The 15,874-nt window shown below is 36.5% G+C and carries 17 protein-coding genes; 15 read left to right on the forward strand and 2 right to left on the reverse strand.

The window, feature by feature from the left end; translation table 11 throughout:
- Nucleotides 1-13 precede the first annotated feature (13 nt).
- The 7 genes from dnaK (at nt 14) to deoC (ending at nt 7,406) form a co-directional block, all read left to right on the forward strand.
- Nucleotides 14-1,846 (forward strand): molecular chaperone DnaK, encoded by a 1,833-nt coding sequence (gene dnaK, locus ACMW72_RS06855; RefSeq protein ID WP_418368102.1) that lies wholly within the window; start codon nt 14-16, stop codon nt 1,844-1,846.
- A gap of 100 nt (nt 1,847-1,946) precedes the next feature.
- Nucleotides 1,947-3,083, forward strand: coding sequence for a molecular chaperone DnaJ (dnaJ, locus tag ACMW72_RS06860; protein WP_418368103.1), 1,137 nt, complete (start codon nt 1,947-1,949; stop codon nt 3,081-3,083).
- 53 nt (nt 3,084-3,136) lie between these two features.
- Nucleotides 3,137-4,072 carry a 50S ribosomal protein L11 methyltransferase gene (prmA, locus tag ACMW72_RS06865; protein WP_418368104.1) on the forward strand — a complete coding sequence of 312 codons (936 nt, stop codon included), beginning with the start codon at nt 3,137-3,139 and terminating at the stop codon, nt 4,070-4,072.
- A gap of 16 nt (nt 4,073-4,088) precedes the next feature.
- Nucleotides 4,089-4,829 carry a 16S rRNA (uracil(1498)-N(3))-methyltransferase gene (locus tag ACMW72_RS06870; RefSeq protein WP_418368105.1) on the forward strand — a complete coding sequence of 247 codons (741 nt, stop codon included), beginning with the start codon at nt 4,089-4,091 and terminating at the stop codon, nt 4,827-4,829.
- Between the two features lie 3 nt (nt 4,830-4,832).
- Nucleotides 4,833-6,167, forward strand: a complete 1,335-nt coding sequence (gene mtaB, locus ACMW72_RS06875; RefSeq protein ID WP_418368106.1) for a tRNA (N(6)-L-threonylcarbamoyladenosine(37)-C(2))-methylthiotransferase MtaB — start codon at nt 4,833-4,835, stop codon at nt 6,165-6,167.
- A 122-nt stretch (nt 6,168-6,289) separates the two neighbouring features.
- Nucleotides 6,290-6,718: an NUDIX hydrolase gene (locus tag ACMW72_RS06880; RefSeq protein WP_418368107.1), complete on the forward strand. Its 429-nt coding sequence runs from the start codon at nt 6,290-6,292 to the stop codon at nt 6,716-6,718.
- Between the two features lie 13 nt (nt 6,719-6,731).
- The gene (deoC, locus tag ACMW72_RS06885) at nt 6,732-7,406 is read left to right on the forward strand and encodes a deoxyribose-phosphate aldolase (RefSeq protein WP_418368108.1); all 675 of its coding nucleotides are present in this window, start codon (nt 6,732-6,734) and stop codon (nt 7,404-7,406) included.
- Between the two features lie 9 nt (nt 7,407-7,415).
- On the opposite strand, the gene ACMW72_RS06890 is transcribed toward deoC, so the two are convergent.
- Nucleotides 7,416-8,342: a Na/Pi cotransporter family protein gene (locus ACMW72_RS06890; RefSeq protein ID WP_418368109.1), complete on the reverse strand. Its 927-nt coding sequence runs from the start codon at nt 8,340-8,342 to the stop codon at nt 7,416-7,418.
- 79 nt (nt 8,343-8,421) lie between these two features.
- Complete coding sequence (locus ACMW72_RS06895) at nt 8,422-9,657, reverse strand: MFS transporter (protein ID WP_418368110.1); 1,236 nt, start codon at nt 9,655-9,657, stop codon at nt 8,422-8,424.
- Between the two features lie 172 nt (nt 9,658-9,829).
- Between ACMW72_RS06895 and ACMW72_RS06900 the strand changes: the two genes are divergently transcribed.
- The 8 genes from ACMW72_RS06900 (at nt 9,830) to ACMW72_RS06935 (ending at nt 15,867) form a co-directional block, all read left to right on the forward strand.
- The gene (locus tag ACMW72_RS06900; RefSeq protein WP_418368111.1) at nt 9,830-10,468 is read left to right on the forward strand and encodes a hypothetical protein; all 639 of its coding nucleotides are present in this window, start codon (nt 9,830-9,832) and stop codon (nt 10,466-10,468) included.
- Between the two features lie 651 nt (nt 10,469-11,119).
- Nucleotides 11,120-11,965, forward strand: a complete 846-nt coding sequence (locus ACMW72_RS06905) for an HD-GYP domain-containing protein (RefSeq protein WP_418368112.1) — start codon at nt 11,120-11,122, stop codon at nt 11,963-11,965.
- 95 nt (nt 11,966-12,060) lie between these two features.
- Nucleotides 12,061-12,396 carry a histidine triad nucleotide-binding protein gene (locus ACMW72_RS06910; protein ID WP_418368113.1) on the forward strand — a complete coding sequence of 112 codons (336 nt, stop codon included), beginning with the start codon at nt 12,061-12,063 and terminating at the stop codon, nt 12,394-12,396.
- A 139-nt stretch (nt 12,397-12,535) separates the two neighbouring features.
- Nucleotides 12,536-12,709, forward strand: a complete 174-nt coding sequence (gene rpsU, locus ACMW72_RS06915) for a 30S ribosomal protein S21 (RefSeq protein WP_418368114.1) — start codon at nt 12,536-12,538, stop codon at nt 12,707-12,709.
- A 15-nt stretch (nt 12,710-12,724) separates the two neighbouring features.
- Entirely contained in the window at nt 12,725-13,171 is a 447-nt protein-coding gene (locus tag ACMW72_RS06920) for a GatB/YqeY domain-containing protein (RefSeq protein ID WP_418368115.1), read from the forward strand.
- Nucleotides 13,172-13,428: 257 nt separating this feature from the next.
- Entirely contained in the window at nt 13,429-13,707 is a 279-nt protein-coding gene (gene yqfC, locus ACMW72_RS06925) for a sporulation protein YqfC (RefSeq protein WP_418368116.1), read from the forward strand.
- Nucleotides 13,708-13,719: 12 nt separating this feature from the next.
- Entirely contained in the window at nt 13,720-14,907 is a 1,188-nt protein-coding gene (gene yqfD / locus ACMW72_RS06930) for a sporulation protein YqfD (RefSeq protein ID WP_418368117.1), read from the forward strand.
- Nucleotides 14,908-14,913: 6 nt separating this feature from the next.
- Nucleotides 14,914-15,867 carry a PhoH family protein gene (locus tag ACMW72_RS06935; RefSeq protein WP_418368118.1) on the forward strand — a complete coding sequence of 318 codons (954 nt, stop codon included), beginning with the start codon at nt 14,914-14,916 and terminating at the stop codon, nt 15,865-15,867.
- Nucleotides 15,868-15,874 lie beyond the last annotated feature (7 nt).

Below are 15,874 nucleotides of genomic sequence, written 5' to 3' on the forward strand. Positions count from 1 at the left end.
GAGGTAATCGATCATGGGTAAAGTAATAGGAATTGACTTAGGAACAACAAACTCTTGTGTCGCTGTATTAGAAGGTGGAGAACCAGTTGTCATACCAAACGCAGAAGGTAGTCGTACCACTCCATCCGTTGTTGCTTTTACCAAGGATGGACAACGTTTAGTTGGTGAAGTGGCAAAACGTCAAGCAATTACGAATCCAAATACAGTCATCTCGATTAAACGCCATATGGGTACAAATTATAAAGTGAATATCGATGGAAAAGAGTATACTCCACAAGAAATTTCTGCAATGATTCTGCAAAAATTAAAAGCAGATGCTGAGGCTTATCTGGGTGAAAAAGTGACTCAGGCTGTTATTACGGTACCCGCTTATTTCAATGACAGCCAACGTCAAGCAACAAAAGACGCAGGACGAATTGCAGGACTTGAAGTATTAAGAATTATCAACGAACCAACTGCTGCTTCTTTAGCTTATGGTTTAGATAAAGAAGAGGATCAAATCATCCTTGTTTATGACCTTGGTGGTGGAACCTTTGACGTTTCTATCCTCGAGTTAGGAGATGGAATCTTCGAAGTAAAAGCTACTAGCGGGGATAACCGACTTGGTGGAGATGATTTTGACCAAGCCATTATTGATTACTTAGTTGATATTTTTAAGAAAGAAAACGGAATTGACTTAAGCCAAGATAAAATGGCTTTACAGCGTTTGAAAGATGCTGCCGAAAAAGCGAAAAAAGAACTTTCCAGTGTTTTAACAACCACAATCTCCTTACCATTTATCACTGCGGATGCAACAGGTCCAAAACACTTAGAAGTCAACTTAACCCGTGCCAAATTTGAAGAGTTAACTGCCCATTTAGTAGAAAGAACAATGGGACCAACTCGCCAAGCATTACAAGATGCTGGACTGACACCAAATGATATTGATAAAGTCATTCTCGTCGGGGGATCTACACGGATTCCTGCTGTTCAAGAAGCGATTAAGAAGTTCATTGGAAAAGAACCATATAAAGGGGTAAACCCCGACGAGGTCGTTGCAATCGGTGCTGCAATTCAAGCGGGAGTTCTTACTGGTGATGTTAAGGATGTCGTTTTGCTTGACGTTACACCATTATCTTTAGGTATAGAAACTCTTGGTGGAGTATTTACCAAATTAATCCCAAGAAATACAACGATTCCTACAAGTAAATCACAAATTTTCTCTACTGCTGCTGATAACCAGACATCTGTAGAAATTCATGTTCTTCAAGGAGAACGGGAATTGGCCGCTTATAATAAAACATTAGGCCGTTTCCAATTGCACGATATTCCACCAGCACCACGTGGAGTTCCGCAAATTGAAGTCACATTCGATATCGATGCCAACGGTATCGTCAATGTATCGGCAAAAGATCTAGGTACAGGTAAGAGCCAAAAAATTACGATTACTTCTTCTAGTGGCTTAAGCGAAGAAGAGATCCAAAGAATGGTTAAAGAGGCTGAAGCTCATGCCGAAGAAGACCGTAAGCGCAAAGAAGAAGTAGAACTACGTAATCAAGCCGATTCTATGATTTATCAAACGGAGAAAACTTTAAAAGATTTAGAGGGAAAAGTAGATCAAGCTGAAATCGACAAGGCAAAAGAAGCGAAAGAAGCGTTGAAAAAAGCCCTAGAAGGAAATAACATCGAAGAAATTAAGGAAAAAAATGCAAAACTTGCAGAGATTGTACAACAACTGTCGGTAAAACTCTATCAACAAGCTCAAGAGGCACAAAACGCTCAGGGAACAACCGATAATACAACCAAAAACAAAGAAAATGTTGTCGATGTTGATTACGAAGAAGTAAAAGATGACAAGAAAGAATAATCAAGCATATTGTATATAAAAAGGAAAAAGTCAAAGTCGTATTCTTGACTTTGACTTTTCGCTTGTTTACCTTCATATTAAAAAGAACGGTGGTGATTCAATGAGTAAACGGGACTATTACGAAGTCTTAGGAGTCAGTAGAAATGCCACTGAAGAGGAGATAAAAAAGGCTTACCGTAAATTGGCTCGCAAATATCATCCTGATGTCAATAAAGAACCTGATGCTGAAGAAAAATTTAAAGAAGTAAAAGAAGCTTATGAAGTTTTAAGCGATCCAACCAAAAGGGCTCGCTATGATCAATTTGGCCATGAAGATCCTTCCGCAGGTTTTGGTGGCGGTGGAGGATTTGGCGGCGGTGGTTTTGGTGCCGATTTTGGCGATTTTAGCGATATTTTTGATATGTTTTTTGGTGGTGGAAGAAGAAATCGTAACCCTAATGCACCAAGAAAAGGTGCAGATCTTCAATATACAATGACATTGGAGTTTAAAGAAGCTGTTTTTGGGAAAGAAACGGATATCACCATTCCAAGAGAGGAAGAATGTGATACTTGCCATGGAACAGGAGCAAAACCAGGAACTAAGGTGGAAACCTGTTCTGTATGTAAAGGGACAGGTCAACAAGAAGTGGTTCAGAATACCCCATTTGGTCGCATTGTGAATCGACGAATTTGTACTGCATGTCAAGGAAAAGGAAAAATTATTCCACATAAATGTACCGATTGTCGCGGAACGGGTCGAGTGAAAAAGAACAAAAAGATTCACATCAAAATTCCTGCGGGTGTGGATGATGGTTCCCAATTAAGAGTAAGTGGAGAAGGCGAACCTGGAATTAATGGAGGACCTCCTGGCGATTTGTTCATTGTTTTACATGTGAAACCTCATGATTTTTTTGAGAGAGATGGAGATAATATCTACTGTGAGGTTCCATTAACATTTACTCAGGCTGCATTAGGGGATGAGATTGAGGTTCCTACCCTTGATGGTCGAGTAAAATTAAAAATTCCGCCAGGGACACAAACAGGAACCAGTTTTCGTTTAAAAGGTAAGGGAGTACCCCATTTACGTTTTGGGGGAAGAGGAGATCAACATGTAAAAGTCGTTGTTGTAACACCAACGAAATTAACAGAACGACAAAAAGAGCTGCTTAGAGAATTAGGGAAATTAAGCGGTGAGGAGACCCACCAGCAAACGAGGTCGTTTTTTGATCGTATGAAAAAAGCCTTTATGGGGGAATAAAACCCCCTTTCTTCTTTTTATTTAAAGGAATCTTTAGGAGGAATGAATGGTTTATGAGATGGTCTGAGGTCACAATCCATACAACCCAAGAGGCAATTGAAGCCGTTGCAAATATTCTTCATGAAGCAGGTGCTGGTGGAGTTATCATTGAAGACCAAGAAGTACTTCATCGAGATTGGGAGTCGCCATATGGAGAGGTGTATGAACTTTCTCCCGAAGATTTCCCAGAGGAAGGGGTCTATGTCAAAGCTTATTTTCCAATGAATAGTTATCTCATGGAAACGGTAGAACAAATTAAATCAGCCATCAAAAATTTATCCATGTATGATATTGATATAGGAAAAGGAGAAGTCTCGATCACGGAAGTAGAAGAAGAAGATTGGGCTTCTGGATGGAAAAAGTACTATAAACCGATACAGGTTACAGAAAAAATCATCATTACGCCAACATGGGAAGAAATAGAAACAAAATCCGATCAACTTTTAATAGAATTAGACCCTGGAATGGCTTTTGGAACAGGAACCCATCCTACAACCATAATGTGTATTCAAGCATTAGAAAAAGTAATCAAAGGAGAAGAAAAAGTAATTGATGTTGGTTGTGGATCAGGGGTTTTGAGTATTGTAGCTGCGAAATTAGGGGCGAAACAAGTATTAGCTCTTGATTTAGATGAGATTGCCGTAACAAGCACACAAATAAACACAAAGCTAAATCACGTCGATCAAATTGTTGTGGTAAAACAAAATGACTTACTGGATGGTATTGATGAGCAAGTCGATATTGTTGTCGCCAATATTTTAGCAGAAGTAATCGTGCGTTTCGTCAATGATGTAGCAAGGGTACTCAAACCAAATGGAATATTTATTTCCTCGGGTATTATCCAATCCAAAAGTGATATGGTAAAAGAAGCGATTGAACAGGAAGGTTTAGTTATTGAGGAAAAACTTAATATAGAAGAATGGGTAGCTTTTATTGCAAAAAAAGTATAAGATAGTAGGGATAAAAATGCAAAGATATTTTGTTCCTAAAGATCAATTTTCAGAAAAACAAGTATGGATTACTGGGGATGATGTGAAACATATTACAAAGGTTTTGCGATTACAATTAGGGGATACCATCATTTGTTCTAACGGTGAAGGCTTGGATGTACTCGCAAAAATCGTTGAAATTATGCGAAATCAGGTGGTTTGTGATATCATAGAAGTCATTCAAGATAACCGTGAATCCCCTTTTCATATTATTTTGGCACAAGGTTTGCCAAAGTCTGATAAGATGGATTTCATTATCCAAAAGGGAACAGAGATTGGTGTCACATCATTTCTTCCATTTACATCCGAAAGAACCATTGTTCATTTGGATGCAAATAAAGAACAAAAGCGCCTAGAACGCTGGCGTAAAATTGCGAAGGAAGCAGCTGAACAAGCCCATCGAAGTATCATTCCTCAAATCCACCGGGTCTTATCTTGGCATGAGTTACTCAAGCAAATGGAACATGAATTTACCTTTATTGCCTATGAAAAAGAAAATACGATGACATTGTATCAAGCTTTAGCAAAGAATTTAGAACAAAAGAGAATTATGTTGGTAATCGGCCCTGAAGGAGGGTTTTCTGAAAAAGAAATTGAAGAAGCAAAAAAAAGGGGAGCGACTTCGATTTCATTAGGAAAACGAATTTTGCGTGCGGAAACAGCTGGACTAGTGGGGGTTGCAAATCTACTCTATCATCTAGAAGGAAAGCGAGGATAAGCATTGCCTACCATTGCATTTCATACCCTAGGATGTAAAGTGAATCAATATGAAACCGAAGCAATCTACCAGTTGTTCAAAAAACATGGCTATGAACGAGTCGATTTTGAGGATAAAGCAGATGTATATGTGATTAATACTTGTACGGTAACGAATACAGGAGATAAAAAAAGTAGACAGGTGATCCGAAGGGCAATTCGAAAAAACCCAGATGCAGTTGTTGTTGTAACGGGTTGTTATGCCCAGATTGCCCCTGGTGAAGTTCTCGATATTCCTGGCGTCGATATTGTTGTTGGTAACCAAGGACGGGACAAGATTGTTGAATATGTTGAAGAATATCGACGCAAAAGAGAGCCGATCAATGCTGTTTTTAATATCATGAAGGCAAAAGAATTTGAGGAATTAGACGTTCCTTCATTCTCTGATCGGACAAGAGCTTCATTGAAAATTCAAGAAGGTTGTAATAACTTCTGTACATTTTGTATTATTCCTTGGGCAAGAGGACTTTTGCGCAGTCGTAAACCTGAAAATGTTTTAAAACAAGCAAGACAATTGGTCGCTGCTGGTTATAAGGAGATTGTACTAACGGGAATTCATACAGGAGGATATGGTGAGGATTTAGAAAATTACAGTTTGGCCAAATTACTTTCCGAACTCGATCAAGTGGAAGGTTTAAAACGAATCCGAATCAGTTCCATCGAAGCAAGCCAAATTACAAATGAAGTCTTAGAAGTTCTTAAAAATTCTAAAAATATTGTTCGTCATCTCCACATTCCTTTACAAGCAGGGGATGATGAGGTATTAAAACGAATGAAACGCAAATATACAACGGAAGAATATCGAAGTAAGATTATTGAGATTCGAAAGGTTCTACCAGATTTGGCGATCACAACAGATGTTATTGTAGGATTCCCTGGTGAAACAGAAGAACAATTCTTAAATGGTTATCGTTTTATGGAAGAGATAGAATTTGCGGAAATGCATGTCTTCCCTTATTCCAAACGCTCTGGAACCCCAGCAGCCAAAATGCCAAATCAAGTTCCGGAAGAGGTAAAGCATGAACGAGTCCAAAAACTCATTGAACTTTCCAACCGACTGAAAATGAAATACGCAAACAAATTCTTAGGTCAAATTTTGGAGGTTATCCCTGAAGTTCCATATAAAGAGGATCCAAATAGTGGCCTTTATACAGGGTATTCTGATAACTATCTACATGTTGCCTTTGAAGGAACTCAAGATATAATTGGAAAAGTATGTAAAGTGAAAATTGAGCGTGTTGGGTTAGAATACTGTCACGGTATACTCGTACAAGTTGAAGAAGAAGCAGCAGTGAGTTAGCATTAAAGGTGATCAGGGTGATCACCTTTTTTTACCCCTTTTGATTTTGAAATCCCTATGACTCAACCATCCTTTAGATATGAGAAGATCTATAACCATTTGATGAAAAGGAGGGAAAAGCTATGAAGGAAGTATCTGCCGGGGGAGTTGTTTTTTATCAAGGTGAAACAACCGAGTTTTTAATGATTCTAGACCATTGTCATAAATGGACATTTCCCAAAGGAAAGGTAGAAAAAGGAGAAACATACCAAGAAGCCGCAATTCGGGAAATACGTGAAGAAACAGGAATTGATGGGAATATTATTAAATCACTTGATAAAGTATATTATGAATATTATCATCCAATACATGGCAAAGTGGAAAAAGAGGTTTATTATTTTTTGGTAGAGGCTAAAAATTATCATTTAAAAGTTCAAGAAAGCGAGATTAATCGAGCAAAATGGGTAAGTTTACAAGAAGCATGGGAAACACAAAAAACTTCAGGATATGATAATAATCTTTCAATCATGAAACAAGCTTTAAAGGAACTTGGATACCAAAATTTTAAATAGGAGGAATTGAAGAATGAATGGAAAAGAACTAGCGAGAATGATTGATCACACGTTATTAAAACCAGATGCTACAGAAGAAATGATTGATAAGCTTTGTAACGAAGCAAAAGAATTTGAATTTGCTTCTGTCTGTATCAACCCATATTGGGTAACGCGAGCTTATCAACAATTAAAAGATACAAATGTGAAAGTTTGTACAGTAATTGGCTTTCCTTTAGGTGCAACCACGAAAGAAGTTAAGGCTTTTGAAACCAAAAAATGTATTGAAGATGGTGCTACAGAAGTAGATATGGTTTTAAATATTGGTGCCTTAAAATCAAAACAGTATGACGTAGTAGAAGAAGATATTCGTGCTGTTGTAGAAGCGGCAAAAGGAAAAGCACTAGTTAAGGTGATTATTGAAACGGGGATCTTAACTGATGAAGAAAAAGTAAAAGCTTGTGAAATTAGTAAAAAGGCTGGTGCTGATTTTGTCAAAACTTCGACTGGTTTTGGCTATGGAGGAGCTACATATGAGGATATTAAACTAATGAGAAAAACTGTTGGCCCTGATATGGGAGTCAAAGCTTCGGGTGGTGTTCGAGATATTGAAGGAGCATTAAAGATGATCGAAGCTGGAGCGAATCGAATTGGGACAAGCTCAGGTGTGGCTATAATTAATGGGTTAAAAGGTGAAAGTGATTATTAAACAATTACTCTATTTCGGTGCTAAAAAGAGTATGAGCCTAGCAAAAGGTTTTGCAAAAGGTAGAACTGCTAAAGAACTGATGAGATTGAAAATCAACTGAAAATGAGCAATTTGCGCTGGTGGATAGGTAGTTAAGTGAGCAACAACAAATACAAATTCTGGGAGAAGAGGATAAAAAATTGCAACACCAAGAACGTTAAGCAGTAAATGTGCAGTTGCTACTTGTTTTCCTTCTTTATTTCCACCTATACTTGCCAAAATTGCAGTAATACAGGTTCCAATATTAGCTCCTAATACGATGGCTAAGCCAAAACTTAAGGGAATCGCAGAACCATAAAACATTCCCATCGTCATTGCGATCGTTGCACTGCTCGATTGGACAATCGATGTTATCATGATTCCAATCAGCAATCCAATCAAATCCTGATGTTCCGGGTAAGAAAGAAGTGTTTGTAGCCAACCTGTATGCTTTATGGGTTCAGAAATCATTTGCAATGCATCCATTCCTAGGAAGATGATAGCAAATCCTCCAAGAAATAGACCAATCGCTCGAATTTTTGGATAAGGGAATAAAAAGAAGATTGCCCCAACTAATAGAAGGGGAACTGAAATTCGACTGATTTCCAATGCAAGTAACTCTACAGTTGCTACAGTGCCCAGATTCGTTCCTAAAATGATTCCAATCGTTTGGAAAAAGTCCATCATTCCCGCATTGATAAGGCCAATGGTAAGTACGGTAACAGCACTACTGCTTTGTAATAAGAGAGTAGCGATTGTACCAGTAAAAAAACCATGATAAGGTGTTTTGGTAAATTGATAGATAAACTGTTGTAAATGTTCCCCAGATAATTTATCCAAACCGATTCTCATGATCTTCATTCCGAACAAGAAAAATGCAAGACCGGTGGCCAAAGGAATAATGATTTCTCTCATCATCAGTATTTCGCCCCTATTCATTGTCCAATCATTCTATTTCTATGAATCATTTGGACAATTAGAACAGGGCGAGACGTTATTATTTAATCATACGAAGACGGCCAAACCAGGAATATAAAATATTGATAAAAATGATGAAAGCAGCAATATGAAAAACCCATTGTGCTGAATATGTGGTAGCGATCCAACCAGCGACTATCATTGCAACCGGAGAAAATAGATTCACCAAAACACGGCTTGATGTCATCACCCTTCCAAATAAATGGGGTGGAATAATTTCCTGACGATAAGCCATCATATTGACATTTACGATAATACCAATCATCAGTAACAAAGAATAGGAGAGCGTAAAGGTAACTAATGATTGATTCAACACTAAAAGCAAAATGGCAAGGAAAACCCCTATACTCCCCAATCGAATCATCTTTCCTTTCGTCAGGACGTTTTTTAAATGTTTAAGATTTAATGTCGTTAATGTTGCTACGATCCCACTTACCCAGAAAATCGTTGAGGTTTGTTCTGGACCATATCCCAATACTTCTTTACTCTGAAAAACAAACAGTGTCGAGACCATATAGATACCGATATTCATAAAGGTACTAAATAAAGCAATAGGGAACAGAATCTGATGGTGAAAAAGGTAACGAAATCCCTCTTTCATATCGTCTATAATCTTATCAACATTCATCTTTTCACTAGCATAGCCCGAATCATTCGGTAAGAAGCTAAGAATAATTCCAGATATGATAAAAGATAAACCATTTAAACCAATGGTTCCTTTTGCTCCGATCCAACCAATAAAGACTCCTGACAAAAAGGGACCTACTAATCTCATTAAGGTAGCAACAAATGTTAGATTTGCATTGGCTTCAACTAAAAGGTCTTTGGGAACGATCTGAGACAAATAACCTTGAGAAGAAGAGTCAAATAGTAGTGTCAAGCCTGAAAGTAAAAATGTGACCACATAGATATGAAAGATTTCAATTTTCTCATGATAAGCTAACACTGTAATGGCAAGGATCAGAATCCCCCTGATCCAATCCGCTAGAATCATCAGCTTCTTTCTCGATTTCTGGTCGACGTATACCCCGATGAAAGGGCCAAAGAGTATTTCTGGTAAAATTTCCAATGATAAAGTAATCGCCGTATAAAAGGCTGAATGACTGATTTCAAGTACGAGCCAAGGTAAAGCTAATAAATAAAGTTTATCCCCTAATTGGGAAATCAATCGTCCTATCCATAATAAACGAAAAGAAGGATTGATTAATTTTCTTTTAGATGAATATTCTAGTTTCATTTGTTGTTCGGTTTGCATACTTTCCCTCTCTTTGAAAATGATAAATACTTGATAAGTTTATATTCCATAATGAATTTCCTAATTCCTTTAATATTGAAAAAATCAGTTGACAATTTTAACTAAAATATGACAACTTATTAATAAAAGAATCTTTTTTTTTATTAGAGAGATAGGATAAGGGGATGGAGAAATGAGCAAAACCCTATCATTAGAATTAGAAAAACAATTTCGTTCATTAAAAAATGTACATAATGCTCATGTTGATTTCGACGAACAAGGAGAAGTTATTGCGATCGGGATTTTTAGCGACGGGAACCGACATCCAAAAGAAATTAAACGAGATGTGGAAGAAATATTTCGTAAAGTGGCAGGTTATCGTGTGAATCATAATAAGATCAGTATTGTGGAACAAAATCTTGAGGATAAATCAAATACAAAGGAACGTCGAATTCGTTTTATCACCGCCTACCAAGTGCAAAAAGCAAATGGTGTGACTGAGGGGTTTGTTCAATTAGAATACAATGGTGAATTGATTATAGAGAGTGTTGAAGCCCATCCATTCGAAATGGATTTAGAATACATGATCGCAAATGCTGCTGCTGCAGCTATCATGCGAATTTTGAACCGGTACAGTATTCGAATCGATCAGGTTAAAGAGGTTCAGATGGGACAAGTTGATGTCATTGTAGTAACGTTAACAGTGATTCATCGTCCCTCTGGAGCGGGGAGTATGTTTGTAGGTTCAGTGATTAAAACCAAAGATTTACTATCATCCGTTGCAAAAGCGACATTAGACGCATTAAACCGCAGGATAGATCAATTAATGTAAGGTTTCCAGTTTACATAGCATAACGAGAGCCGAGCAGAACAATGAGACGAGCCGAACTTAAAATGGAAAATCTATTTTAAGGGAGGTTATCGTCATGTTAAAAATGATCAAGAAGATCATGAAATCCTATAAGAACGCTAACGTTTCTTATGGTGATGTTATACATTGGGGTTAATTTAGAAAGTTACTCGTTATGCTATGTATTTAAAATAGAGGTGTTCTATGAGATACAGTCTAAAAATATACGTTGGAACTATCTACTTACTATTTTTTATTTCATTATATTATTTTTGGAATGGGTATGATTTTAAACAGGTAATTGAAACACTTGGTTTTATTATTTTAATGTTCTTAATTAATCTAGATATAATAAGAGATTTACAAAGTAATGCTATATATATAATTGCTTTACCTTTTATCGCACCCGCTTTAGTCTTTTTGGAACCATTTTATGCCATGGTATTTATCTCAATTTCAACTATGTTAATACATCGCAAACTCTTATGGTATAAAATGTTATTTAATTCATCAATGTATGGTCTAATAATCCTTATTTCATCATTATTATTTCATCATTTCTTCCCAATTATTGATAACAGTATATCTATCTTCTCAGCGTCTTTTTTTATACTTATTATTTTGAATAGCCTAATGACTACAATCATGACTAATATATTTGTGTTTATTGCTGTTGCATTAGAAAAAGGAAAGTTTGATATAAATGTTCTGATTGCTTTTATATCTTCAACGAAATCCGCTTTAATCACTGTTTTTCTAGGTTTAATCAATACCGTTTTATTTTACTATTTCAACATTGTAGGTGTGGCGATCTTTACCTTTTTAATCTATTTTATTAAACCAGCCTTACAGTATCGAGAAATATTCGACAATGAACTTTCAACGTATACCAATTTCGTTCTACATATTCTAAAGCAAATGGATCCGATCACTCATAGCCATTCAGAACGGGTAAAGTTTTGGACCGTATTATTGGCCAAAAAGATGAATCTCCCGCAATCGGAAATACGGCAACTATCTCAGGCTGCGTCGTGGCATGACATTGGTAAAATTGAAATTCCCTATGAAATACTGAATAAACCTGATAAATTGACCCAAATGGAATATGAGATTATCAAAAGTCATCCGGAAAAAGGGTATCAATTAGTGAAAGACATGCACTTTTTTAAGAAGTTCTTACCTGTGATTCGTCATCACCATGAAAAATACGATGGGACAGGCTATCCTTTAGGACTAAAAGGAGAACAAATACCCCTTCATGCCAGAATTATGGCAGTGACCGACGCTTTTGATGCAATGACGGCAGATCGTTCCTACCGTTCAGGGATGCCGATGAAACATGCCGTTGATGAATTGATTCGTTACTCGGGAACACAATTTGACCCAGCGATTGTTCAAGTGTTTGTTGAGGCACTAAAAGAAGAGTACGGATCGAATTATGAGAAATTTGATAAAACAATCATGATGAACGTCTCTTAATCGGCGTTCTTCTATTTTATGTTTTTTGTTTTGCAGTTGTTTTATGGTAAAATGTGAATTATTGTATATGACATGACGATCAAGGAGGAATCAAGATGAGCGATTGTATTTTTTGTAAGATTGTTAACGGTGAGATTCCAGCAAACAAAGTTTACGAAGATGAACAATTTCTTGCTTTTCATGATATTCGTCCAAAGGCCAAGATTCATGTGTTAGTCATTCCCAAAAAACATATCCCCACTTTTATGGATATTCAGAAAGAAGACCTGCCTCTTATCGGTGAGCTCCATCAAGTGATTCAAACCGTTGCTAAGAAACTACAAATCGATGAAAAAGGTTTTCGTGTAATCAATAATTGCAAGGAACACGGCGGACAAGAAGTCTTCCATTTACATTATCATGTATTAGGTGGAGAAAAATTACCGATTTAAGAAAGTTGACACTGCCAAAATTACTATAATATAATTAAGTTTGTTATACTTTGTTTTTGGAGACGATCGGACTGTGAAATGTCTTTGTTCCCCAAAGTGAAACAAGGTATTTGGAAGGTAATTGGAGGGAGGGAAAAAAATGTCAGAAATTCGCGTGAGAAAAAACGAATCAATCGATAGTGCTCTACGTCGTTTCAAGCGTACGATCTCAAGGGATGGCGTTCTTGCTGAACTAAAAAAGCGCAGACACTATGAAAAGCCAAGCGTAAGGCGGAAGAAGAAATCTGAAGCTGCACGTAAGCGGAAGCATTAAGGAGGGGAACTTACGATGTCGTTAATGGAACGTATTAACGAGGATCTGAAACAAGCGATGAAGAACAAAGACAAGTTAAGACTCTCTGTCATCCGGATGATTCGTTCTGCTATTAAGTATGCAGAAATTGAAAAGAAAACGACGGCACTATCTGACGAGCAAATCATTGATGTTCTTTCTCGCGAAATGAAACAAAGACGCGAATCCCTCCAAGAGTTTGAAAATGCAGGTCGTCAAGATCTTGTTGACAATGTAAAAGCAGAAATTGAAGTCATACAAGAATACCTTCCCAAACAGTTAACCGAAGAAGAATTGAAAGTGCTCATACAAGAAATCATCGATCAAGTTGGTGCAAAGACAAAGGCTGATATGGGAAAAGTTATGGGAGTTTTAATGCCAAAAGTTAAAGGGCGTGCAGATGGAAAGCTTGTAAATCAACTTGTACAACAACATTTATCTTAACGAAGATACGTCTAGGTTTTTGAACCTAGGCGTTTTTTAATGAAATACAAAACATGAAATCGCCTTTATATAAGTTGGCTTGTATGATTCTATAAGCTGCGACTTTCGCGAGCGAGTTTTTCTATTTACCGTTAAATCAGGGAAAACCGCGAGGGATCGGAGCAGCGTTAGAACGTACAAGCCACTTTTTTTAATCATAAATTCCTCATAAAACGCATATGGGTTTAAGAGAAAGAGGGGAGGGGGAGGCTTGGCACGTGAAAAAACTCCGTAAAAGATTGAAACAGCTGACAGTTAAACAACTTGAATTACCAAAGGATGTGATCTTTGATTTACCAAGGATTACGATGATTGCACCCTTTCAAATGTATATTGAGAATCATCGGGGTGTGATTCAATTTACAGATCAATATTTACATTTACGCTTAAGTAAGGGTGAGCTAAAAATATACGGAAGCCAATTAGTGATACGTGCCATCTTACCTGAAGAAGTATTTATTGAAGGAATCATCAAATCGATTGAATATATAGAGTAGGAGGAATTACTCTTGAATGTTAGGGGAATCAAATGGATAAAGGGGTATATCAGATGCACAATTCGCGGGAAATATATTGAATTATTTATCAATATGGCTGTAAAAGAAAAATTAGAGTTTTGGAATTTTCGCTTGCTTGAAAACGGTTTAGCCACCTTTTCCATCTCTTTAGCTGATTTTTTTAAGTTAAAACCTATTTTGAAAAAAACCTATACCAGAATCCATGTATACCAAAAAATTGGACTACCTTTCATTCTTGCGCGTTTAGGAAAAAGAAAAGGGATCATTACAGGACTTATTTTCTTTTTCATATTTTTATATTTACTTTCTTCGATGATCTGGTCGATTGATATTGAAGGAAACAAAATGATGAAAGAAGAAGAGGTATATCAAGCCCTTTACGAACTTGGAATCCATCGAGGGATGTTTAAATATCAATTACCAAAATATGAAGTTCTTCAAGAACAATTAGAAGCAAGATTGGAACAAGCCTCTTGGGTCGGAGTTAAATTAAAAGGAACACAGTTAACAATCACTATCGCTGAAAAGGTAAAACCACCAAAAACAACTTTGATTGGTCCAAGGCATGTTATTTCCAGTAAAAATGCAGTGATCGCAAAAATATTAGCGAAAAAAGGAGTTCCCTTGGTTGAGGTAAATGATCGAGTAAAAAAAGGTGACATATTGATCTCAGGAATATTGGGGAAAGAAGAGAATCAACAATTGGTTGCTGCCACAGGAGAAGTGAGAGGGATCGTCTGGTATCAATCAAACGTGATCATTCCTCTGAAACAGCAATGGAAAGAATATACAGGACAATACATGGAAAGAGAATATTTATCTTTTGGTAAACGGATGATAAGATTAAAAGGGAATAAAGAAATTCCCTACCAACATTATCAATCTATTTATAAACAGAAGGTACTTCAGTTTAAAAATTACAAGATTCCTATAACCTTGGTAAAGGAAAAGGTGTTAGAATACAATGAAAAGGAAAGGATCATTTCTGTAAATGAAGCCGTTCAATTAGGGATTGAACAAGCCAAAAAAGATTTATTGCGTAAAATTGCAACGGGTAGCATAATTAAGAGTGAAAAAGTTTTGCACCAAAATCAAGACCGTGGTAAAGTTAATTTACAAGTACTTTTTGAAGTAGACGAAGATATTACCACTACAATACCAATTGTTCAAGGAGAATGAGGTAACTTGCATGTCTATTCTAATGAAATAAAATTAGGAACGACTGAAGAACGTTTGCATCTATTTGGTCCTAATGATCGATTTTTAAATATCATCGAACAACAATCAAATGTGCAAATTTTTACGCGAAATGAGAATTTAATTCTCCAAGGTGAATCTAATGAAGTAAAAAGATTAACTGATCTTTTTCAGGTCTTGATTCAATTAGTAAGTAAAGGTTATCATCTATCCGAACAGGATATTTATTATGCATTAGATTTGGCAAAAGAAGGTTTGACACTCGAATTATTAGATCTTTATGACCAGAAAATCTTTACCACCTATAAAGGAAAAGAGATTCGTGTCAAATCCTTGGGACAACGGCATTACATCTCGAGCATACAGAAAAAAGACATTGTCTTTGGAATTGGTCCAGCTGGTACAGGTAAAACCTATCTAGCTGTAGTTATGGCCGTATCCGCATTAAAACAAGGAATGGTCAAACGAATTATTTTAACTCGTCCTGCGGTAGAAGCAGGAGAAAATCTTGGTTTTTTACCAGGAGATTTGCAAGAAAAAGTAGATCCTTATCTTCGACCCATTTATGACGCCCTTTATGATTTATTGGGTTTTGAACATGTTAACAAGCTTTTAGAACGGGGTATGATTGAAATTGCTCCCCTTGCTTATATGAGGGGAAGAACTTTAGAAGATTCATTTATTATTTTAGATGAAGCCCAAAATACAACGCCTGAACAGATTAAAATGTTTTTAACTCGTTTAGGTTTTGGGTCAAAAATGGTCATAACAGGAGATATTACGCAAATTGATTTACCCAATAAAAGTCAATCAGGTCTCATTGAAGCAGAAAAAATATTAAAAGAAATTGATGAAATTGGTTTTATCTATTTATCAGAACATGACGTAGTAAGACATCACTTAGTACAAAAGATTATACTCGCATATCAAAAATACGAATAGTCCTTTT

The sequence above is a fragment of the Tepidibacillus sp. LV47 genome, from assembly GCF_048381575.1.
Classification (GTDB): Bacteria; Bacillota; Bacilli; order Tepidibacillales; family Tepidibacillaceae; genus Tepidibacillus.